Here is a 22,597-nt window from a genome sequence, read left to right on the forward strand (position 1 = left end):
AATCAACGGCATCAAAAGCGACCGAAATATAAGTATTCTATAATTTAGAAATACGTTCTTTTTCCTCTAAAGCTTGCTCAAAATCAGGCTTATCGGTAAGAGCCAGATTGATGTAGTGAATTGCGCGAGTCTTATCGCCTCTATTTTTATAGATTTGAGCCATACGATAATGTGCCCAACTAACCGGCACCCCGTCTTTTACAGAATGGTTTTCGATATAATGCTTAAGACTTGCCAATCCTAAATCGGGCTCGATATTAAATTCTGCAGCAATTTTACCTATCTGATAATTGATCTGGTTACGCTTGTGAAGTTTTAGACTAGAAGCTGCTGTATCTAAAGCTTTTTTAGGTTCATTCTTTTTCTCATACAGATTAATTAGCTTTTCATAAGTGGTGGGAGACCCTCCCACTTCAATAGCCTTTTTATAAAGTGCTTCTGCATTTTTCATGTCCTTCTTATATTCGGCTACATAGCCTCTTGCGATATAACCATCTACCGGAGATATATTTTGAAGTTCCATCGCATAAGCTTCAGCTTTTTTCTCGCTCCCACCGATGATTCCCGGAAGCTGAAGGTATAATTCTACAAGCGCCCAGCGTGTTTCTATATGTCTAGGATCTAATTCTGCAGCACGGGTAAAATGTTTTTTGATATCGTCTATATAAGTAAGCGCACGCAATTTGCTAATATTTAAAGCTTTCATACCCAAAGCTCCCCCATATTTGAAATTAAAATTAGCACTAGAAGGATTCTCTTCTAAAAGCTCCTCATAATATGTTATAGCATCGTCCCAATTCTCTCTGTAAGAAGCTATATCACCCAGATATTCACGCGTTTTAGCATCATTAGGATGTTGTTTTAAGTAAGCTAAAAATATAGGCTTAGCCTTATCAAAATTTTCAGCTTTAAAATATCCTTCAGCTTTTTGAAAATCTGTTTTTTGAGCAAATACTGTTGCTGAAAAAAGTAGAAAAAAAAGAATTCTTAAATGCATATCTGGTTGTTTGAGTCAAATCTAAACAAAAAGCAGACCACTATAATAAATGAATCTTGAAACTGAACTATTATTTCTCAGGTGGAAATTCTGAGAATACTTTTTGAACGATTTTAGTAAAATACGCTACCCGATCCTGAGGATTCGTATTTACGGCAACATTACTATCGCTAACAGCCTGCCAGACTAACATATCCTTACGTGCATCAACCAAATCAAACGTGATGGTCTGATAGTCTTTTCTTCCGCCTAGCGGAATACCGGCACCTACACTTACTCCGCCTCCATAACTACCTCCTCCAACTCCTATTCCCACTGAATTTTGAGGTGCAGCGTCATACTGTTCTACTACAATATTGATGAGTAAATCTGGAGTTTCAGATTTTGAAAATCCATTTGCTTGCATCACAAGATCAGTTGCATCCATAAGGCGATTATCGTCAAGCTGGCTCATACCAGTTTGCATTTCGCCTATGTAGTTATAAGTCTTGTAGGTTGTGAAATCTATCTGCTCATCATAGTCATAAGCCACTTTGGTACTTCCGCAAGAGAAAAGTGTAGCTGTAAGGACTAAAAATAAAAAATGCTTCATCATATCTTTTCTTTTAAAAATAGATAAAATGAAGCACCTTAAGAGTCAATAAAATCCTAAAATAAGGAAAGTTATTCTTGTACTGCAGGACGATTAAGCATCGCCCACAAGCGATCTTTTAATTGCGTAAGACCTTGCTGAGCCACAGACGAAATAAACAAATACTCAACGGGTAAATTCTTGTCTAGTTCGGTTTTAAGCTCTGCTTTTAACTCGTCATCAAGCATATCGCATTTTGTGATAGCTATTAGTTTGTCTTTATCTAATAATTCCGGATTATATTTCTCGAGTTCGCGCAATAAAATCTGATACTGTTCAGACACGTCAGGTGCATCTGCAGGAATCATAAATAGCAAGGTTGAATTGCGCTCTATATGCCTAAGGAAACGGTAACCAAGTCCTTTACCTTCAGCAGCACCTTCAATAATCCCGGGAATATCTGCAATTACAAAGGTTTGAAAATCTCTGTACTGAACGATTCCTAAATTAGGTTTTAGCGTTGTAAACTCGTAATTCGCAATCTTAGGTTTTGCTGCTGTGATTACAGAAAGTAAAGTCGACTTCCCTGCATTAGGAAAACCTACTAATCCTACATCTGCAAGAACCTTAAGCTCTAACGTCACATCAACCTCTTTACCTCCTATACCGGGTTGTGCATAGCGAGGCGTTTGATTTGTAGAAGTCTTAAAATGTGAATTTCCTAAGCCTCCCATACCACCTTCTGCAATGATATACTCTTGCCCTTCTTCGGTGATCTCTTTAAGTATTTCCTGAGTTTCAGTATCACGTATTACGGTTCCCAGTGGCACATCTACATACATATCTTCACCATCTGCACCGGTACTTGTTTGTTTACTACCATTCCCTCCGTGGCCAGCTTTGATGTGTCTTTTAAACTTAAGGTGTAACAACGTCCACAAATTAGGGTTTGCACGTGCAATAATATGTCCTCCTCGACCACCATCTCCACCATCAGGCCCACCTTTTGTGACGAATTTCTCGCGTCTCAAATGGGCAGAACCTGAACCTCCTTTTCCTGAAGACACATGCATTTTTACGTAATCAACAAAATTTCCTTCGGTCATTTTCTGTTTATTGTTTAATTCAAAATACAAAAATAAACCGCTCTTGACAAAAGCGGTTTATAATCAACTTTATGTTATTTAGCCTTTAAAGCTTATCTATAACTGAGCTTAAACGTGCAGTGATCTCATTGATTTCACCTACACCGTCCACTCCGTAATATTTATCTTGTTTCTGGTAATAGCCTTTTAAAATAGCGGTCTCCTCATAATAAACCTTGATACGATTGCGTATCACAGCCTCGTCTGCATCATCTTTTCTACCAGAAGTTTTTCCGCGCTCTAACAAACGCTTTACTAAAATCTCATCATCTACTTCTAGGGCAATCATTGCTGCGACCTGAGTTCCTTTCTCTTCTAAAAGCACATCTAAAGCTTCAGCCTGTGCAGTAGTTCTTGGGAACCCGTCAAAAATAAATCCGTTAGCATCTGGTGCTTTATCTACTTCAGCACTAAGCATATCAATGGTAACCGTATCTGGCACCAACTGACCTTTATCAATATATGATTTTGCCAGAGTACCCAATTCGGTAGTATTTTTAATATTGTATCTAAAAACATCTCCCGTAGAAATATGAATTAGATTGTATTTTTCTTTTAAAAAAGAGGCTTGTGTACCCTTACCTGCTCCCGGAGGGCCGAACAATACCAGATTTGTCATTTTTGTGGTTTTAAGTTTATAAATCGCATTGAGGTTACGCCCCAAGCCGTTATAATCTAAGCCATAACCTACGATAAAATCATTAGGAATTTCAAGGCCTACGTAATGTATTTTGTATTCTTTTGTATACGAACCGGGTTTAAAAAACAAACTCGCAATGCGGTATTTGTTAACTCCGGCACTTACCATCATTTGCGTGATTTTCTCAATGGTATTGCCGCTATCTACAATATCTTCAATAACAATAACCTCACGCTCTTCAAGATCTGCTTCAAGCGGAATATGTGTTTGCACATGCCCTGTACTTGCCGTACCATCGTAAGAACTCATCTTGATGAATTCTATCTCACAATCCCCTTCAAAACGGCTTAGAAGTTCTGTTGCAAATTTGTAAGCCCCGTTGAGTACTACCAAAAAAACAGGTCGCTTATCTTTAAAGTCTCTGTTGATGGCTAACGCAACCTCATCTATTGAATGGAGTACTTCTTTTTCAGAAATATACTCTTGAAACTGGAGTCCGTTTAATGTAATCATGATTGGTGTGGTAGTCGTTTAAACTAAGCCGCAAAGATACATATTGTTAATGAATATCATTGTGAGCCTCTTTCAATTACACAAGGAAGCTCAAAATAAAAATCTACTGGGTTTAAATCGAAGTATTTCGGTAAGCGCTTCGGCAATCTGTATGTAAAAAGTTACTTTTGTAAGATAAATTCTAGACGATTAACCCCTGATTATTTAAATCTCGAGTATCGAGTAAAAAAGACACTATTTTAATGACATCTTATTTTTCTTCAGATTTTAAACTTGCCATTCTAGGCGGTGGTCAACTGGGCAAAATGCTCCTTTACGAAACACGCAAATTTGATATTCAAACTCTCGTTTTAGATCCCAATCCTGAAGCTCCTTCTCGACTTGCTGCAAATTATTTTGAGCAGGGAGATTTGATGGACTTTGATACAGTTTACAATTTTGGAAAACAAGCAGATGTGGTAACTTTTGAGATCGAAGCTGTAAACGTAGATGCGCTTGAAAAACTGGAAGCAGACGGAATCAAGGTTTACCCCAGTCCACAAACTTTGCGCAAGATTCAGGATAAAGGAATTCAAAAAGATTTTTATACTGAAAAAAATACACCTACGGCCCCTTACAAACACTTTGCAAAACTAGAAGACTTGAAGCTTGCTATTACTGCAAATCAAACGAGTTTTCCTTTTGTATGGAAAAGCTGTCGAGGGGGTTATGACGGTAAAGGAGTTCAAGTTGTGCGCTCACAAGCGGATCTTGAAAAACTTGTGGATACACCTTGTATTGCAGAAGATATGATCCCGTTTAAAAATGAACTGGCTGTTATTGTTGTTCGTAATCCCAAAGGCGAAGTAAAAAGTTATCCGGTTGTAGAAATGGAATTTCATCCCGAAGCCAATCAGGTTGAATATGTGATTTGCCCGGCCCGAGTAGACGATAAAGTTGCCGCAAAAGCACGAGAAGTTGCCACTCAGGTTTCTGAAGCTTTTGAACATGTAGGTTTGCTAGCTGTTGAGCTGTTTCAGACCGAAGACGATCAGATTCTGGTTAACGAAGTGGCTCCAAGACCTCACAACAGTGGTCACTACAGCATAGAAGGAAGTTATACCAATCAATTTGAGCAACATTTACGTGCGATCTTAGACCTTCCGCTAGGAGAAACCGAAAGTAAAATTGGTGCTGTAATGGTTAATCTTGTAGGTGAAGAAGGCTTTACAGGAGACGTCTTCTATGAGAAAATCGAAAATATTTTGGCGCTTAAAGGCGTTACTCCACATATATACGGAAAGCGCGAGACCAGACCCTTTAGAAAAATGGGGCACGTGACCATAGTGAACAGTGACTTAAGTGAAGCACGTAAAATCGCTGAAGAAGTTAAAAAAACAATACGAGTAATTACAAAATAAAAAACAATGGTAGGAATCATAATGGGAAGCACCAGTGATATGCCGGTGATGCAAGCTGCAATAGATATTCTTGAAAATTTTGGTATCGCTACTGAGATAGACATCGTGTCTGCTCACCGTACACCAGATAAACTTTTTGATTATGGCAAAAATGCGCACGAACGCGGCATACAGGTAATTATTGCAGGTGCCGGTGGGGCAGCGCATCTTCCGGGAATGATTGCTTCATTATCACCGTTACCGGTAATTGGCGTTCCTGTAAAATCTCGTAATTCTATTGATGGCTGGGATTCTGTACTTTCAATATTACAAATGCCAGGCGGCGTTCCTGTAGCAACCGTTGCATTAGACGGAGCACAAAATGCGGGTATTCTTGCTGCTCAGATTCTTGGAGCTTCAGATGCTGTCGTTCGTGAGAAAGTGATTCAGTATAAAACCGGCTTAAAAGATAAGGTTATACAAGGCGCGGCTTCGATTAAGAAATAAAAAAGAGCCGCTAAAAGCGGCTCAGTATAGAAATGTCAAGGTAAATTAAAGTATTTATTAACCATTCTAAATATTATTAATCAAACCCATCTACAAATCTATTCCAGTTTTTTCGTGTATTAAATTTAAACGAAATTAAGTATAATACTCGACAAAGACATCACAACTCTAGCTTAAATGCTTATTCTTTAAAAAACACTATACGAAATTGAAAGATTCAGAAAATATATTGCTTAAAAATTTTGATATCGCACCTTTTGATGCAATTCAAGATACTGACTATAAACCGGCTATTGAACAAGCTATACTAGAAGCTCGTAAGGAAATCGACCTAATTGCAAATTCTAGTGAACCTCCAACTTTTGAAAATACGATAGCTGCTTTAGATTATGCGGGCTATAAGTTAGATCGTATTACCAGCGCTTTTTTTAACATAAACAGTGCAGAGACGAATGAGACTATTCAAAAAACAGCTCAAGAAGTATCTCCGCTATTATCAGAGTTTTCTAACGACATTACACTAAACGAAACCCTATTCAAACGTGTAAAACACGTTTTTGATACTAAGGATTCTCTAGAACTCAGTAGAGAGCAACAGGTTCTTCTTGAAAAGAAGTACAAAGGTTTTTCTCGAAATGGAGCAAATCTTCCTGAAGATAAAAAAGCACGCTTACGTGAAATAGACACTCAACTTTCTAAACTCGCGTTGACTTTTGGTGAGAATATTTTAGCCGAAACGAACAAATTTGAGCTCCACATTACTGATGAAGCTGATCTTGCCGGTTTGCCGGAAAGCACTATAGAGAGTGCTTCACAGACTGCTGAAGAAAAGGAAAAAGAAGGTTGGATCTTCACACTAGAATACCCCAGCTATATTCCTTTTATGAAGTATGCCGAAAATCGTGAACTACGAAAAAAAATGGCGATTGCTTTTGGCGCAAAAGGTTTTCATAATGACGAGTTGGATAATCAGGACAACGTTTTAACTATCGTAAACCTGCGTCACGAACGTGCAAATTTACTGGGCTATAAAACTCACGCCCACTTTGTACTTGAGGAGCGTATGGCTAAAGCTCCCGAGAATGTTGAGCGATTTTTAGAAGATCTACTTGAAAAAGCAAAACCTGCAGCAGAGCTGGAATTTAAACAGCTGGAAAACTTTGCTAAAGAACGAGACGGGATAGAGCAATTACAAAAATGGGATAGCGCTTTTTATTCTGAAAAGTTAAAACAACAGCTTTTTGAATTGGATGATGAATTGCTGAAACCCTATTTCAAACTTGAGAATGTCATAGACGGTGTATTTAATGTTGCTAAAAAATTATACGGACTACGTTTCTTGGAGGTTTTTGATATCCCAAAATATCATAAGGATGTAAAAACCTATCAGGTATTTGATGATAAAGATAATTTTGAAGCTCTTTTTTATGCTGATTTTCATCCGCGCGCCGGCAAACGTGGCGGAGCCTGGATGACCCAATTTAAAGGGCAATTCATAAAAGACGGCGTTAATGAAAGACCACACGTTTCTAATGTGTGTAACTTCACCAAGCCTACCCCTTCTAAGCCTTCTTTACTAACGTTTAATGAGGTTACCACTTTATTTCACGAGTTTGGTCACGGCTTACACGGGATGCTTGCAAACACTACATATCCTAGTTTGTCCGGTCCTTCTGTATTTTGGGATTTTGTAGAGTTACCGAGTCAGGTTTTAGAGAACTGGTGTTATGAGCCTGAAGCTCTGGCGCTTTTCGCAAAGCATTACGAAACCGGAGAAACCATCCCGATGGTATTGATCGATAAAATTAAAAAGGCTGCAAACTTTCAAGAAGGAATGCAAACCTTGCGTCAATTGAGTTTTGGTATACTAGATATGTCCTGGCATGCAACAGATCCTAGCGGAATTAAAAATGTAAAAGCTCACGAAACAGCAGCTTTTGAGGGAACAAAATTATATCCTGATGTAGCCGAAAACTGCATGAGTGTAGCATTTTCTCACATTTTTCAAGGAGGGTACTCAAGTGGCTATTATTCTTATAAATGGGCTGAAGTTCTGGATGCAGACGCTTTTGCATATTTTAAAGAAAATGGTATTTTTAATAAAGAAGTTGCAGATAAGTTCAAAAATCATATCCTTTCTCAAGGAGGCACCGAAGATCCTATGGTGTTGTATAAGCGCTTCCGCGGAAAAGAACCCAATCCTGAAGCACTATTAAAAAGAGCAGGGTTGATTAAATCCTAATGAATGGCACAGCGTCTTAATTGTAATAGCAATTTAAACTCAATAAGTATTTACAAAAGCTTTCTGAGTTACAAAGGCTACTCCAATATTGAATGTAAAAGCTGTGGTTCGTTAATAGTTCACAGTGCGAAAAACAGATTATATGGCGGTTTAATTGTTGGAACATCAATATTAATGTCTTTTCTATATTTTGGTTCTAAAAATCCAAGCGTAGAGAATGTATTAATAGGGATTGGCATAGCAGCTATTATATTTTTATTGGGCTCCTTACTCATAACTCCGCTTTTGCAATTTGAAAACAAATAAAATAAGCCTTCTAGAAGTTATACTTTTAGAAGGCTTATTTATTCTTCTCCTCAATCCATTTACTCATAAACTTTGAAGCTTGTAGCGATTGATGCCAAAGCATTGCCCCTGTAAAATTTGCTTGACGATGCTGTTCTAAATTTTTCAGAAGCTCATTTATTTTTGAATGAAATAGGGGTTGCCAATAACTTTGTAGAAAACGCTCATTTATAATTTTAACTCCATTTTTTTGTGCTTTTGACCAAGCTTTGGAGTCTTTATAAAGGCTGACTGCAGCATCTGCAAAATCATTAAAATCATCAGTTACGCTTCCGTTAAAAGGCAATGTGCCGTGCATGCCTTCAGCACCAACTTTTGTAGTTACAGCAGGAGTACCACACTGCATCGCATCTAGCAATTTTCCTTTTAAACCGGCTCCTGTAAGTAATGGGGCAAGTAAAACACGTGCATCTTCAATAACCTCGTGTGCACTTTCGGCTCTGCCTAAGACATAGAAATTTTCTTTAGGATTGTGTAGCTGGGTGTGTTTTTCTGCGGGGTATGAACCGTAAACACGCATTTCTGCATCAGGTAACTGTTTACGAATTATGGGCCAGATTTCGGTTTTTAAATACCGTACTGAAAGCCAATTGGGTTCGTGTCTAAAATTACCAATGGTCACAAAATGCTTTCGTTTCTCAAAAGGCTTCCAAATAGAAATCACCTCATCAGAAATAGGTTCCACCAGAAAAGGCAAATAAAACAATTGTTGATCAGGAACATTAAAAAAATCGTTCAATACTTCCATCTCAAATTCTGAAATAACCAGGGTCAAATCACAGCGATATATACTCGCCAATTCGCGCTTTGCAAAATCGTTATGGAAATACTTTTCAGAAAAAGACTCTCCGGCTTTTAAAGCTGCTTCGCGCCCTTTTCTAAGTCCGTGCAAGTCTATCGTTTCTAAAATCCGTACCGCATCTGGACACTGCTCTTTTACACGCCAGCCAAATTGTTCTTCAATAACAAACTTGTCAAAAACAACCACCTGGGGATTTAAATCTTTAATGTAAGTATCAAAACTGCTGTTATTAAGTTGGATGATCTCTTCTGCCACATTAATTTTTGATAAGTCTTCAGACAATGGTGTTTTACCGGCTGCGCAGGCAAAATGCACTTCAGCGCTCTTATTCTGAAACGCTTTGATCAATTGCATAATACGGGTTCCTGCAGCAGAAGAAACCGGCTCTGGCCATACATTACCTAAGAAGAGTACTTTCATAACGCAAATATAGTTTTACCGCAGCAATAAAAATAAGTTTCAATAAATATTGAAATTTTAAAAATAAATACTATATTTGAAACATGGAATTCAAGGAAGCAAAAGATCAATTTTTACAAACCTGGGGAGCATTAGGTTCTCAGTGGGGCATTAATAAAACGATGGCTCAGATTCACGCGCTATTGATGATCTCTCCAGATTCGCTTTCTATGGAAGAAGTGATGGAAGAACTGCAAATCTCCCGCGGAAATGCAAGTATGAACCTTCGAGGTTTGATTGATTGGGGAATTGTTTATAAAGAGTATAAGCCCGGTGAACGCAAAGAATATTTTAAAGCAGATCAAGATGTTGACTCGCTGGCACGTAAAATTGCCATCGAACGCAGTAAGCGAGAAATCAAACCTGCATTGCGTGTACTCGCAGATGTTAAAAACTTTAACGACAACCCAAGTAATGAAGCTCAAAAGTTTAAAATGAAGACCGAAGAGCTTTATGAATTTGTGAGTAAGGCAGATACGATGCTTGGTAAAATAGTAAACCAAAAAGAAAACTGGATTACTAAAACTATCATGAAACTGATGAGTTAATATTTTTTTAAATAATAATTTCAATATTTTCTGAAACTTTAAAAATAACGAGATGAATTATAACCTTCTTTCTTATAGTATTTATATAATTCTGATGGTGATTATTATCTACAGCATCGGCAAGGTATGCTACACAAACGGCAAAGCTTTTATTTTAAATGCAATCCAAGACGAAGAACTTACTATCAGAACCAACAAATCACTTTTAGCAGGTTACTATTTAGTGAATATTGGGTTTGTAATATATACAGTACAGGGATGGCCAGAAATTGTGAGTTCTCTAGAGATAATAAATAAGATAAGCACATACGTAGGCTCTTTATTAATCGCACTCGCGTTACTTCATTTTTTCAACATTTATTTTATAACCCACCTACTCAAAAAAATTATTAATCATTAATTCAATTACTTATGGAAACTTCAAAAATTCTAGTCGGCTATTTTATCTACTTACCCATCACCATTGCATTAACGCTTTTCGTATCAAACATACTTTTCAAAAACGGCAGGTTGTTTATGATAGATATCTTTAAAGGGAAGGAAGAAATTGCTTTAGCTACAAATAAGCTATTTAAAGTAGGATTCTATCTTTTAAACATTGGTTTTGCTCTTTTAATTATGGAGATTCACGACTATGGCTTCGATGACACCTATCAAAATCTAGCCGAAGTTTTAAGTTCTAAAATTGGTGGATTTACGATCTATTTAGGCTTAATGCTATTCTTCAATATATTTTTATTCTTTAGAGGAAGAAAAAAATCAAGACAAACTTTGAAAACTCAACAGTTATGAAACTCCAAGAGAAAGCTGTAAAAGGAGGAGTTTTATTGGCAACATTTGGTATCATATCGTTTTTAGCTATTATGCATTTCTTTTTTGATTCTTTCAAATATGCATTTAACAATGATATTATAAACTTCTTTTTGATTGCCTGTATAATTAATTACACTGTAAGTATTTGTGTAAGCAACTGGTGCTTAAAAGCTATTTCAAATGGAAGAAATTCAAAGTTAATGGGCTTAGTTTTTACATTGTTGTCGTTAATTATATTTTCTATGCTCTTCAACATTCCTTATTTTATATATGAATGCATTACTAATACCAAATACATTACTGATCACTTAACCATTCTATGGGTCTCTCCCATATATTGTTTTATTATGGGTTTTATTCCCGCCGTTATAATCGGGGTACCATACGGACTTTATCTTGATGACGATTTGTTGTAAAACAAAAACCCCCGCAAATGCGGGGGTTTTAACATTATTATCATAATAAATTATGCTTCCATATATTCTTCTATAGGAGCACAGGTACAAATTAAATTACGATCTCCATATGCATCATCAACACGACGTACCGCAGGCCAGAATTTATTGTCTGCAACGTATTCTAAAGGATAAGCTGCTTGCTGACGGGTATACGGGAATTCCCAGGTTTCTGCAGTAAGCATATGTAATGTATGTGGTGCATTTTTAAGCACGTTATTTTCATCATCTGCAGTTGCTGAATCAATCTCTTTTCTGATGCTAATCATCGCATCACAAAAGCGATCTAATTCTTGCTTGCTTTCACTTTCTGTAGGTTCAATCATCATTGTGCCAGCAACAGGAAAAGAAACTGTAGGTGAATGAAAACCGTAGTCAATTAAACGCTTGGCGATATCAACCACTTCGATCCCATTTTCTTTAAACGGACGACAATCTATGATCATCTCGTGAGCGGCACGACCTTTTTCACCAGAATACAATACCTCAAATGCTCCTTTTAAACGCTCTTTAATATAGTTTGCGTTCAAAATTGCAGCTTCTGTAGATTCTTTTAAGCCAGCTGCTCCAAGCATTTTTATATATGCATAACTAATTAAACAAACCAAAGAAGAACCCCAAGGCGCAGCAGAAATTGCAGAAATTGCCTGTTCTCCTCCTGTTTTAATTACAGGGTTTGTTGGTAAGAAAGGCTCCAACTGTTCTGCCACACAAATAGGACCTACACCAGGACCACCTCCTCCGTGAGGGATAGCAAAGGTCTTATGAAGATTAAGGTGACAAACATCTGCACCAATCTTTCCAGGATTGGTCAAACCTACCTGAGCATTCATATTAGCACCGTCCATATAAACCTGACCGCCGTTATCGTGTATGATTCCGGTGATTTCTTGAATAGCACTTTCATAAACTCCGTGAGTTGATGGATAGGTTACCATCAATGCTGCTAGATTGTCTTTATGCTTTTCGGCTTTTTCACGCAAATCATCTACGTCAATATTACCTGTATCTGTTGCTTTAGTTACTACTACCTGCATACCCGCCATTACAGCACTTGCAGGATTGGTTCCGTGTGCAGAAGAAGGAATCAAGCAAATGTTACGATGTGCCTCTCCTCTATTTTCGTGATATGCCTTGATCACCATCAAACCGGCATATTCACCTTGAGCACCCGAGTTAGGCTGCAAAGATGTGCCTGCAAAACCGGTGATCTCAGTAAGTTGGTCTTCTAACTTCTTCAATACTTCCTGATAACCGCCTGCCTGCTCCACCGGTACAAATGGGTGAATTCCTCCCCAGCGTACATCGCTTAACGGAAGCATTTCTGCAGCAGCATTCAATTTCATCGTACAAGATCCTAATGAGATCATACTGTGATTAAGCGATAAATCTTTACGCTCTAAACGCTTGATGTAACGCATCAATTCAGTTTCTGAATGGTAGCTGTTAAAAACCGGATTGGTCATAAATTCCGTTTTACGACTTAAAGCTTCCGGGATTGCTATATTTCCAGCTAAACCTTCTAAGTGGGTAAACTCTTTACCTAAAGCTTCCGCAAAAACAGCAATAATTTTATTCAGATCAGCTAGACTGGTGGTTTCATTTATTGAAACCGAAACCGTACCTGCATCCGGATAATAGAAATTAATTTCGTTAGCTTCTGCGAACTTGCGTACATTTTCTGCATCTGTCTTCACTCTAATGGTATCAAAGTAGGCAGAGTTCAACTGATATAGACCTATGTTTTCTAAAGCATCTGCTAGCGTCGCTGCTGTTCTGTGAATTTTTGTAGCAATATATTCTAGCCCCTTAGGACCGTGATATACGGTGTACATACCGGCCATAACTGCTAATAAAACCTGTGCAGTACAAATATTTGAAGTTGCTTTATCTCTCTTAATATGCTGTTCACGGGTTTGAAGCGCCATACGCAAAGCACGGTCTCCATTACGGTCTTTGGTCACTCCAATAATCCTACCCGGAATGTTTCTTTTAAATTCTTCACGCGTTGCAAAGTAAGCTGCGTGTGGCCCACCATATCCTAGCGGTATACCAAAACGTTGCGTAGTACCTACAACAACATCTGCTCCTAAATGACCCGGAGCTTCCAGTAAGACCAAACTCATAATATCTGCAGCAACAGCTACTTTGATATCTGCTTCTTTTGCTTTGGAAATAAAACCTGCATAATCGTGTATCTCTCCTGAAGCTGAAGGGTATTGCAATAAAGCACCAAAAAAGTCAGAACCAAATTCAAATTCTTGCGGGTTACCTATAACTAACTCTACACCTACAGGAAGTGCTCTGGTCTCTAACACAGAAAGGGTTTGTGGTAAAACTTCTTTATCTACAAAAAACTTAACTACATCATTCTTCTTCTGAACCCGGCTGCGTACTGCTGCAATCAAAGTCATTGCTTCTGCAGCTGCTGTAGACTCATCTAATAAAGATGCGTTTGCCAGCTCCATACCGGTTAGGTCGCTTATCATCGTCTGAAAATTCAATAATGCCTCAAGACGCCCTTGAGCAATCTCTGCCTGATATGGAGTGTAAGCGGTATACCAACCCGGATTTTCTAAAATATTACGTTGAATTACCGCAGGAATTTTTGCCTCGTGATACCCTAAACCTATATAGGTTTTGAACAGTTTATTTTTGTTTGCTAGCGCATTTATATGCGTGGCATACTCATACTCACTTAATGCAGGCTCAAGATTCAATGCCTTTTTTAACCTAATTCCGTCAGGAAGTGTTTCATAGATTAATTGGTCTATTGTATCAACGCCCAAAGCTTTCAGCATTACATCCTTTTCCTCTGGTCTTGGCCCTATATGCCTTAAAGCAAAAACATCTGTTCTCATATACAAATTATCTGTGTTTAGAATGGCGCAAAATTACAATATCAGTTAGGAATATAATCACATGTGATTATGAGTTTTTCAACCACTTAAAGCACTTATCAACACATAACCTATATTTGCTAAATGAAAGGCCTTAAAAGCATTTTTGATTTTTATATCAACAGTAGTATTCACGTGGCTTTGTCTGTTGTCTGCCTCTCGTTTATCAGTCAAGAAGAATTGAATCTTCTACACGAGCAAACCTTTGACTGGTTCATTTTTTTTGGGACAATAACCGGTTATAATTTTGTAAAGTATGCTGCGCTTGCAGGTTTGCATCACCGCAACCTAACAGAGCGCTTAAAAAGCATTCAGGTTTTCTCTGTTTTTTGTTTTATAGCGATGATTTATTTTGGAATTCAGTTTGAATTTCAATTTTGGATTTTTTGCGTACCGCTGGCACTTTTAACTCTACTCTATGCATTGCCTTTTTTACCGCATAAGAAGAATTTACGGATGGTGCCTTCGCTTAAGATTTTTATAATTGCAGCAGTATGGGCGGGAGTGAGTGTATATTTACCGGTAGTTTATGATTTTACAGACTGGTCAACAGATGCGACATTATTAACTGCTCAACGGTTTTTACTCGTTTTGTCGTTAATAATTCCGTTTGAGATACGTGATTTTAATTATGATGCCTCAAGTTTAGGGACGCTTCCGCAAAAATTAGGCATAAAAAAAACCAAACTATTTGGCCTTTTGATGGTTACAGGATGTGTAATCTTAGAAATTTTTAGAGAAAGTTGGTTTAGCTCTGCCAGCATTCTTCACTTTATAATGTTAGCGTTAACAGCTTTCGCTATACTAAAAGCTAAAACCGTTCAACCTTCATATTATTCGTCTTTTTTTGTAGAAGGAATTCCTATTTTATGGTTTCTGCTCAGTTTTGTTTTTAGCGAGTTCGCGTTCTAACTCTTCTCTTATACGCTTCTTACATTCTTCGGGCATTTGCCTGCATTTAGGATCTTTAAGAAGCTTTGTCAATTTTGCATTACGCTCTGAATAATCAGAGCAATGTTTACAAATAAGGTTATGAAAACGCACATTAAGCTTTTCAAAGAAAGAAGCATCTTCATATTGACCTTTATCACAAAGGTGCCCGGCTTTTTTACAATCTACAAATAGTTTCATCTCTTATAACCAGTTTTCTTCTAAGCAACTTGCTAGTGCTGTGCGGGCTCTGTGTATGATAACCCACAAGTTAGACGGTGTAATATCAAATTCTTTACAAATAGTTTCGGTATCCTGACCCTCAATGGTTTTTTTCTTAAATATAGCCGCTTGTTTTTCAGGCAATTTATTTAAACATGCATAAATAGCCACGCCCAGCTCAGTATTTTCTAAGTCATCTTCTGCTGTACGATCAAAGGGGTCTGCAACCCGTTCTTCTAACCAATCCCCGGTTTCCTCATCGCTAGAATAATTCATTCTAACCTCAGCTTTGCCTTTATTAGAGTTTATCTTTCGGTAATAATCAATGATCTTACGCTTAAGAATCGAAATCAACCAGGTTCGCTCACTAGCTTCTCCTTTAAAATTTTTCATAGATTTTAACCCGGCTAAAAAGGTCTCTGAGATGATATCTTCAGCAACCTCTTTATCATTCACCTTAACAATCGTGTAATTGTAGAGGTAATCTGAATATTTGTCCACCCATTTTTGGGGATCAAGTTGGTGGTTTGCCATAATTGTTAAATCTGTTGCATCAACAAGTGGTAAATTTACACAATTCTCATCAGCAAGCTTCAGCTAATTTAAGATTCCCCTTTTACTCTTTATTGTCTTTTTAAAATTTTAGAGAAACACTAAGAATCACTTACTTTTGCGAGATCATTAAATTAAAACATTCGTGTACGAAAAAACATTCCCTAATAAGCGCTACGCCAAAACAGTCCAATTTCTAAATGAAGTTTTACCACAAGGAAGTGCTGTTTTAGATCTAGGTGTTGCCAATCCTTTTTCAGAAATAATGAAAAAAGAGGGCTACACGGTGACTAACACCAGCGGTGAAGACCTGGATCTAAATACTACTGCAGTAAAAAATACAACAGTTGATGCGGTAACCGCATTTGAGATTTTTGAGCATTTATTAGCACCTTTTAATGTTTTGAAAGCTATTGAAACAGACAAACTAGTTGCCAGCATTCCGCTGAAATTATGGTTTTCTCCGGCTTATCAAAGTAAAACAGATAAATGGGACAGACATTATCACGAGTTTGAAGATTGGCAATTTGACTGGCTTTTAGAAAAGGCCGGCTGGGAAATTAAAAAGCGTGAAAAATTCACGCATCCTGTAAAAAAATTAGGTTTTAGACCCATACTAAGACTTTTTACACCCAGATATTATTTAGTTTACGCAGAGCGGAAATGAGAATTGTTATCATCATACCGGCGTATAATGAAGCCGCACTAATTAGCAAAACGCTAGACTCATTACTTGCACAAACTTTTTCTGCGGAAAAGATCGTAGTAGTTGATGATGGCAGCACAGATGAAACACTACAGGTTGTAGCATCATATGCCGCAAAAAATAATAGCATACAACTTGTTCAAAAAAATTCTGAAGCGGCACACCTACCCGGAAGCAAAGTTGTACAAGCCTTTAATTACGGGTTAGAACATTTGAATATAGATTATGATTTGCTTTGTAAGTTTGACGCAGACCTTATTTTTCCTGAAAATTATTTAGAGACGGTAGTTAAAGCATTTCAACACAATGAAAAATTAGGTATGTATGGCGGCTTTTGTTACGTAGATCAAAATGGCTCATGGAAGCTGGAAAATCTCACTAACAAAGATCACATTCGTGGTGCTCTTAAATGCTATCGTAAAGCTTGTTTTAAAGCTATTAGCGGACTCAAAACAGCTATGGGTTGGGACACTTTAGACGAACTGTTGGCACAGTATCATGGCTGGGAAGTTCAAACTAATGAAAGCTTACAGGTAAAGCATCTAAAACCCACAGGTCACACCTACTCTGCTAAAGCCAAGCATAAACAAGGTGAAGCCTTCTACGGCATGCGCTACGGGTTGTTATTAACTGCGATTGCTTCAGCTAAACTGGCTTTTAGAAAGAAAAGCTTCACGCTCCTTAAAGATTATCTCACCGGTTATTTCAACGCACAAAAAAAACACCTTCCCTTTTTAGTGACTCAAGAAGAAGGTGCTTTTATACGTAAACTTCGCTGGAGTAAGATCAAGCAAAAGTTACTCTAAAACTTCTGTAATTACAGTTCCTGTTGTACCATTAGGATCTTGTATTCCTAAAAGTGCTGCAACTGTAGGAGCGACATCAGTAATAACGGTTTGGCTATACGTGTGCCCTTGCTTAATTCCGTTTCCGTAGAATAATAAGGGTACGTGCGTATCATAACTATATGGAGTACCGTGAGAAGAACCGGTAGGTCCTCCTGTTAGATAACCGGGATCAAGAATAAAAAACACATCCCCGCTACGTTCTTGGTCAAAACCTTTTTGAACAAGTGAAGCAACTCCGGTTTCATACGATCCTTGTTCCATTTGAGCGCGTGTATAAACTTTACTAATTCCTTTATATTGTAGTGTAAAATGCTTGATATCTTTTTGTAAAGCTTCTGCGTCTATACTTTCATCTGCTAAAACAGTATATCTAAAAAACACCTGATCGTTAGAAATATCTTCAATCAAATCATCACGACCGTATTTTTGTGAAATGAAGTCATTCAATTCGTTTCTAAAGCTGCGAATATCAAAATATCCAGAAGGAATTTTCACACTGCTTAAAAATGCAGGAACGTGAACCGCGGCATGATCTGCCGTTAAGAATACTGAGTAATTTCCTTTACCTACTTTTTTATCCAACGCTTCAAGAAGTTTTGCGATCTCTAAATCTAATCGAACATAAGTATCTTCAACCTCTTTTGAATTAACACCGAAGTTGTGCCCCACATAGTCTGTACAACTATAGCTCACCGCAAGAAAGTCTGTATCGGCATCCTTACCCAAATCTTCCCCATCAAGCGCTGCAATAGCAAAATCTGTAGTAATGGAGTTTCCGTAAGGAGTAGATTTTAAAATACTATAGCCTCCGTTTTCTTTTTCTAATTTTTTTAAATCATAAGGAAATGTAGCAGTCTCTTTTCCTCTAAAACCACCTTCAAAATCATTAAGATCGCTTCCGCTTTCAATGTATTCTTTTATTGGCTTGTACGTATCCCAGTCTTTCATATAAGCTTTAGCAGGTTTCTTTTTATTAAAGTCATTTACCCACTTTGGCAATTCATTCATATAATAGGTGCTCGTGATAAAAACACCTTCATCACCGCCTTGAAACCAATACGCTCCATTTGCTGTATGCCCGGCAGGCAGGATAGCCCCACGGTCTTTAATAGAAATTCCAATTGTTTTACCACGCATTTGGGTGTGTAGTCTATTCTGATCTGTAATCGTCGAAGTACGCATACGTCTTGGAGACATTTGACCAACACCAATATCATCTGTACCCACTGAAGCTACCGTTGTATCTTCGGCACAATACACATCTTTTTTCTCAAACTTGTTATACCAACTATTCGATATAATCCCGTGATTTTGCGGTGTCGTCCCTGTATAAATAGAGGTATGACCGGGAGCCGTTTTAGTAGGCATATAATTATAATGGTTATTCTGGCAATTGAAGCCTTCACGCTCCAAACGCTTAAACCCGTCTTTACCATATTGATTATCAAACCTTGTGAGATAATCGTAACGCATTTGATCTACAACAATCCCCACGACAAGCTTGGGTTTTTCTGATGTTTTTTGACCAAAAGAAGATACACTTGCAAAAGTCATTAAACCAAGTGTCAGTGATTTTAGGGAAGATAATTTCATCATATTATTTTTAGACGCACAAAGCTAAAACATAACAGGCAAGATGTAAGTTTAAGTTAATCTTAAATATGCATCCCACCTATTTTTGCTATTTTTAGACCTGAAAAAATAACTATGGGATACCTGAGAGAGATAGGTCTTTATATTATGATGCTTAAGGGTGTTTTTATCAAACCCACTAAGACATCAGTCTTACGTAATTTGATCCTAAAAGAAATAGATGACCTTATCATAGGCTCATTAGGTATCGTATGTTTTATTTCTTTCTTCGTAGGGGGTGTTGTAGCCATACAAACAGCCTTAAATATGGATAACCCTATTCTTCCTAAATCGTTAATAGGTTTTGCGTCAAGGCAATCTATAATACTAGAATTTGCTCCTACATTTATTTCCATCATTATGGCAGGTAAAGTGGGTTCATTTATCACCTCAAGCATAGGTACAATGCGCGTTACTGAACAAATTGACGCATTAGAAGTAATGGGAATCAATTCGTTGAACTATTTGGTTTTTCCTAAAATAGTGGCGATGCTTTTTTATCCATTTGTTATTGCAATCGCTATGTTTCTGGGAATCCTAGGCGGGTATACCGCAGCAGTATTAGGCGGTTTTGCAACAGGAGATCAATTCATACAAGGGCTTCAAGAAGATTTCGTGCCGTTTCAGTTGGTTTATGCCTTCATTAAAACCTTCGTTTTTGCACTATTGCTCGCAACCATTCCTTCTTATTTTGGATATTATATGAAAGGTGGAGCTCTGGAAGTAGGTAAAGCTAGCACCACATCTTTTGTGTGGACCAGTGTATTTATCATTCTTTCAAATTATTTAATAACCCAATTACTCTTAAGCTAATGATTGAAGTAAAAGAATTGAAGAAAGGATTTGGCGGAGATGAATTGGTTCTAAAAGGAATTTCTACAACTTTTGAGAAAGGAAAAACAAACCTAATTATTGGCCAAAGTGGATCGGGTAAAACCGTGTTTTTAAAATGTCTTTTAGGACTTTTTAGACCCACTGAAGGAAAAATACTGTATGATGGTCAAGCGTATTCTGAACTTTCTCCTGAAAATCAGAGAACCTTACGAGAGCAAATGGGAATGGTTTTTCAAGGAAGTGCTCTTTTTGACTCTATGTCTGTTGAAGAAAACATTATGTTTCCACTTAAAATGTTTACCAAACAACGCAAAGCAGAACGTAGAGAACGAGCTAATGAAGTAATAAAAAGAGTAAACCTCATTAATGCGAATAACAAACTACCTTCTGAAATATCTGGAGGGATGCAAAAAAGAGTTGCAATCGCCAGAGCGATTGTAAACAACCCTAAATATTTATTCTGTGATGAACCCAACTCAGGATTAGATCCGCGTACAGCAACACTTATTGATAACCTTATTCAGGAAATCACGCACGAGTATGAGATCACCACGATCATCAACACGCACGACATGAATTCTGTGATGGAAATTGGAGAGAAAATTGTTTTCCTTCAAAAAGGGCACCTTGCCTGGGAAGGCTCTAAAGACACCATTTTTAGAGCAGACAACGATGATGTCACAAACTTTGTATACTCTTCAGATTTGTTTAAAAAGGTTAGAGAAGCGGTTATTAAAGACTCCTAATTAATAACGTGCAATTGCAAGCGTGTCTAGTTTGTATTTGAGTTTTAACCAGGCTTTAAGCTTTGCCTCTTCTTTACGCTTTGAACTTTCTGACAAAGATGATTTCCAAGCTACCATGAATGTAGGTATGGTATCAGACTTCTCAAAATTGGTGTTTATCGTATTAGAAAAACCAAAACGGTCGATATCATCATAATTAATATGCACTTCCTGACTTAAGCTATTAAAAGGCAATGCTGAAGCCTTAATCCTCGTAAGTTCTTCCTCTAACAATTGAATCTGTTGATTTTTATCTGAAAGAGCCTGCTGATTATTCACATACAGATCCTCTAAAATACCTGACCGCACCGCACTTGACAATTGTTCAGCCATTTGAGAAGATTGATCAGAGCCCTGATGGATTTTAAGCTGTGCATCACTCAAGAGATTATCTTCTGTCAATTGAGAATACCATTCGTTGATTTTATCTTTAGGAACGAGCGCTCCAATCAAATAGACATCTATTCTTTTTGATTTATAATCCTGAGAAAACTTCACTACTTCAGCGCCTTCATAGCGAATTACATTCGTCACATACTCTTTAGTCGCTGAGGTAAACACTTGCTCTTTATATAATTTGTAAAACAAATACAAACTAGGAATCATCACCACAAGCGCAATCAAAGATGCCATTTGAGTCACAAAGCGACGACGTCTTGAATTTGCATATTTCACCATCGGAAAACCCAAAAACTTTGCTACGATAAAAGTTGACAGGGCGATAAAAACTGCATTGATAGAGAACAGATAAAATGCCCCTGCGTAGTATTGCCATTCTCCCATCGCCAGACCATACCCCACAGTACATAGCGGAGGCATTAAAGCAGTCGCAATCGCAACACCAAAAATAACACTAGCAATCGTGCCTTTTTTGGTCTTTGCGACAATCAAGGCAAGACCACCAAAAATTGCTACAAGCACATCAAGAATTGTTGGGTAGGTTCTTGCTTCAAGCTCTGGGGTTAATTCTGAAATAGGCGAAACCGCAAAATAAAGTGTAGCCGTAAGCACACTCAAAACAATCATTACAGCCAGATTGATAAGTGAGCGTTTTAAAGTCTCTATATCATTGATAGCTAAAGAAAGTCCGATACCTACGATAGGACCCATAAGAGGAGATATAAGCATCGCGCCAATAACAACAGCCGTACTGCTTACATTAAGCCCTATAGAGGCTACAAAAATTGAAAATATAAGAATCCAGGCGTTATGCCCTTTAAAAGATATATCCTTCTTAACTGCTTCAATCGTAGAGTCTCGATCTGTATCGCTACGAATATCTAGAAGCTCTGATAAAAAAGTTCTTCCACTCTTAAAAAGACTCTTGACATCTCTGCGAACAGCCTCGTTAGATACAGAACCTGCCGTTTCTGGATTTTGGCCTTTGTTTTCCATTAAATATTATACTAAATCATCTCCATATTTCTCCTGAACAAGCGCTCTCATAATTTTCACATCTTGTTCGTTAGCCTTCGGCATAATGACCAACACCTCTTTACTATCTACCACTATATAATCTTGAAGACCATCAACCACAACCACTTTTCCTTTTTCAGAACGAATAAGGTTGCCTTTTGAATCTCGATTAACAACACGGGCATTAACAACTACATTATTTTCTGCATCTTTCTCCAAGTTGTCATATAAAGCACCCCAGGCACCAAGATCACTCCAATCAAATGTTGCAGGAATAACACCTACGTTCCCACTTTTCTCTAAGATACCATAATCAATACTGATGTTTTCAGCCTGCTCATAATGCTCCTGAATAA

General features: G+C 37.6%; 22 protein-coding genes and 1 pseudogene. 12 read left to right on the forward strand and 11 right to left on the reverse strand.

Annotated elements, in window-relative coordinates; all coding sequences use genetic code 11:
• Positions 1 to 37: 37 nt before the first annotated feature.
• From DSM02_RS19000 to DSM02_RS19015, 4 genes are all read right to left on the reverse strand, one after another.
• Positions 38 to 997 carry a tetratricopeptide repeat protein gene (locus DSM02_RS19000; protein WP_128767069.1) on the reverse strand — a complete coding sequence of 320 codons (960 nt, stop codon included), beginning with the start codon at positions 995 to 997 and terminating at the stop codon, positions 38 to 40.
• Positions 998 to 1,067: 70 nt separating this feature from the next.
• Positions 1,068 to 1,592: a DUF4136 domain-containing protein gene (locus DSM02_RS19005; RefSeq protein WP_240674111.1), complete on the reverse strand. Its 525-nt coding sequence runs from the start codon at positions 1,590 to 1,592 to the stop codon at positions 1,068 to 1,070.
• Positions 1,593 to 1,660: 68 nt separating this feature from the next.
• Positions 1,661 to 2,674 carry a GTPase ObgE gene (gene obgE / locus DSM02_RS19010; RefSeq protein ID WP_128767070.1) on the reverse strand — a complete coding sequence of 338 codons (1,014 nt, stop codon included), beginning with the start codon at positions 2,672 to 2,674 and terminating at the stop codon, positions 1,661 to 1,663.
• An 85-nt stretch (positions 2,675 to 2,759) separates the two neighbouring features.
• A complete protein-coding gene (locus tag DSM02_RS19015) occupies positions 2,760 to 3,866 on the reverse strand; it encodes an adenylate kinase (RefSeq protein ID WP_128767071.1) in 1,107 nt (368 codons plus the stop codon).
• A 242-nt stretch (positions 3,867 to 4,108) separates the two neighbouring features.
• Here DSM02_RS19015 and DSM02_RS19020 point away from each other — a divergent pair, with 242 nt between their 5' ends.
• From DSM02_RS19020 to DSM02_RS19035, 4 genes are all read left to right on the forward strand, one after another.
• Positions 4,109 to 5,266, forward strand: a complete 1,158-nt coding sequence (locus tag DSM02_RS19020) for a 5-(carboxyamino)imidazole ribonucleotide synthase (RefSeq protein WP_128767072.1) — start codon at positions 4,109 to 4,111, stop codon at positions 5,264 to 5,266.
• Between the two features lie 6 nt (positions 5,267 to 5,272).
• The gene (gene purE / locus DSM02_RS19025; protein ID WP_128767073.1) at positions 5,273 to 5,752 is read left to right on the forward strand and encodes a 5-(carboxyamino)imidazole ribonucleotide mutase; all 480 of its coding nucleotides are present in this window, start codon (positions 5,273 to 5,275) and stop codon (positions 5,750 to 5,752) included.
• A 208-nt stretch (positions 5,753 to 5,960) separates the two neighbouring features.
• Complete coding sequence (locus DSM02_RS19030) at positions 5,961 to 7,994, forward strand: M3 family metallopeptidase (RefSeq protein WP_128767074.1); 2,034 nt, start codon at positions 5,961 to 5,963, stop codon at positions 7,992 to 7,994.
• Positions 7,995 to 7,997: 3 nt separating this feature from the next.
• Positions 7,998 to 8,300 (forward strand): hypothetical protein, encoded by a 303-nt coding sequence (locus tag DSM02_RS19035; protein ID WP_128767075.1) that lies wholly within the window; start codon positions 7,998 to 8,000, stop codon positions 8,298 to 8,300.
• 34 nt (positions 8,301 to 8,334) lie between these two features.
• Here DSM02_RS19035 and DSM02_RS19040 read toward each other — a convergent pair whose 3' ends face one another.
• Positions 8,335 to 9,561: a glycosyltransferase family 4 protein gene (locus DSM02_RS19040; protein WP_128767076.1), complete on the reverse strand. Its 1,227-nt coding sequence runs from the start codon at positions 9,559 to 9,561 to the stop codon at positions 8,335 to 8,337.
• Positions 9,562 to 9,644: 83 nt separating this feature from the next.
• Here DSM02_RS19040 and DSM02_RS19045 point away from each other — a divergent pair, with 83 nt between their 5' ends.
• The 3 genes from DSM02_RS19045 (at position 9,645) to DSM02_RS19055 (ending at position 11,377) form a co-directional block, all read left to right on the forward strand.
• Positions 9,645 to 10,148: a GbsR/MarR family transcriptional regulator gene (locus DSM02_RS19045; protein ID WP_128767077.1), complete on the forward strand. Its 504-nt coding sequence runs from the start codon at positions 9,645 to 9,647 to the stop codon at positions 10,146 to 10,148.
• 411 nt (positions 10,149 to 10,559) lie between these two features.
• Positions 10,560 to 10,940, forward strand: a complete 381-nt coding sequence (locus DSM02_RS19050; RefSeq protein WP_128767078.1) for a hypothetical protein — start codon at positions 10,560 to 10,562, stop codon at positions 10,938 to 10,940.
• Positions 10,937 to 11,377, forward strand: coding sequence for a hypothetical protein (locus DSM02_RS19055; RefSeq protein ID WP_128767079.1), 441 nt, complete (start codon positions 10,937 to 10,939; stop codon positions 11,375 to 11,377). Before DSM02_RS19050 ends, DSM02_RS19055 begins: the two co-directional genes overlap by 4 nt.
• Before the next feature lie 50 nt (positions 11,378 to 11,427).
• Here the strand turns inward: DSM02_RS19055 and gcvP are convergent, their stop codons facing one another.
• A complete protein-coding gene (gcvP, locus tag DSM02_RS19060; protein WP_128767080.1) occupies positions 11,428 to 14,277 on the reverse strand; it encodes an aminomethyl-transferring glycine dehydrogenase in 2,850 nt (949 codons plus the stop codon).
• Positions 14,278 to 14,400: 123 nt separating this feature from the next.
• Between gcvP and DSM02_RS19065 the strand changes: the two genes are divergently transcribed.
• Positions 14,401 to 15,228, forward strand: coding sequence for a UbiA prenyltransferase family protein (locus DSM02_RS19065; RefSeq protein WP_128767081.1), 828 nt, complete (start codon positions 14,401 to 14,403; stop codon positions 15,226 to 15,228).
• On the opposite strand, the gene DSM02_RS19070 is transcribed toward DSM02_RS19065, so the two are convergent.
• Together DSM02_RS19070 and DSM02_RS19075 are read right to left on the reverse strand one after the other, a co-directional pair.
• Entirely contained in the window at positions 15,184 to 15,447 is a 264-nt protein-coding gene (locus DSM02_RS19070) for a hypothetical protein (RefSeq protein ID WP_128767082.1), read from the reverse strand. The two genes, DSM02_RS19065 and DSM02_RS19070, sit on opposite strands and share 45 nt — an antisense overlap.
• 3 nt (positions 15,448 to 15,450) lie before the next feature.
• On the reverse strand, positions 15,451 to 16,002 hold the full coding sequence (locus DSM02_RS19075; RefSeq protein WP_128762310.1) for a sigma-70 family RNA polymerase sigma factor: 552 nt from the start codon (positions 16,000 to 16,002) through the stop codon (positions 15,451 to 15,453).
• A 163-nt stretch (positions 16,003 to 16,165) separates the two neighbouring features.
• On the opposite strand from DSM02_RS19075, the gene DSM02_RS19080 reads away from it, so the two are divergent.
• On the forward strand, positions 16,166 to 16,687 hold the full coding sequence (locus DSM02_RS19080) for a methyltransferase domain-containing protein (protein WP_128767083.1): 522 nt from the start codon (positions 16,166 to 16,168) through the stop codon (positions 16,685 to 16,687).
• Positions 16,684 to 17,532 (forward strand): glycosyltransferase family 2 protein, encoded by an 849-nt coding sequence (locus tag DSM02_RS19085; protein ID WP_128767084.1) that lies wholly within the window; start codon positions 16,684 to 16,686, stop codon positions 17,530 to 17,532. Before DSM02_RS19080 ends, DSM02_RS19085 begins: the two co-directional genes overlap by 4 nt.
• On the opposite strand, the gene pafA is transcribed toward DSM02_RS19085, so the two are convergent.
• Positions 17,524 to 19,167, reverse strand: coding sequence for an alkaline phosphatase PafA (pafA, locus tag DSM02_RS19090; protein WP_128767090.1), 1,644 nt, complete (start codon positions 19,165 to 19,167; stop codon positions 17,524 to 17,526). The genes DSM02_RS19085 and pafA overlap by 9 nt on opposite strands.
• Before the next feature lie 114 nt (positions 19,168 to 19,281).
• On the opposite strand from pafA, the gene DSM02_RS19095 reads away from it, so the two are divergent.
• Together DSM02_RS19095 and DSM02_RS19100 are read left to right on the forward strand one after the other, a co-directional pair.
• Entirely contained in the window at positions 19,282 to 20,019 is a 738-nt protein-coding gene (locus tag DSM02_RS19095; RefSeq protein ID WP_128767085.1) for an MlaE family ABC transporter permease, read from the forward strand.
• The gene (locus tag DSM02_RS19100; protein WP_128767086.1) at positions 20,019 to 20,786 is read left to right on the forward strand and encodes an ABC transporter ATP-binding protein; all 768 of its coding nucleotides are present in this window, start codon (positions 20,019 to 20,021) and stop codon (positions 20,784 to 20,786) included. Before DSM02_RS19095 ends, DSM02_RS19100 begins: the two co-directional genes overlap by 1 nt.
• Here the strand turns inward: DSM02_RS19100 and DSM02_RS19105 are convergent, their stop codons facing one another.
• Positions 20,787 to 22,220, reverse strand: a complete 1,434-nt coding sequence (locus DSM02_RS19105) for a DUF389 domain-containing protein (RefSeq protein WP_128767087.1) — start codon at positions 22,218 to 22,220, stop codon at positions 20,787 to 20,789.
• A 6-nt stretch (positions 22,221 to 22,226) separates the two neighbouring features.
• Positions 22,227 to 22,597: pseudogene (locus DSM02_RS19110) on the reverse strand (mannose-1-phosphate guanylyltransferase); the annotation flags it as partial.

Source organism: Leeuwenhoekiella polynyae, assembly GCF_004104075.1.
GTDB classification, from domain to species: domain Bacteria; phylum Bacteroidota; class Bacteroidia; order Flavobacteriales; family Flavobacteriaceae; genus Leeuwenhoekiella; species Leeuwenhoekiella polynyae.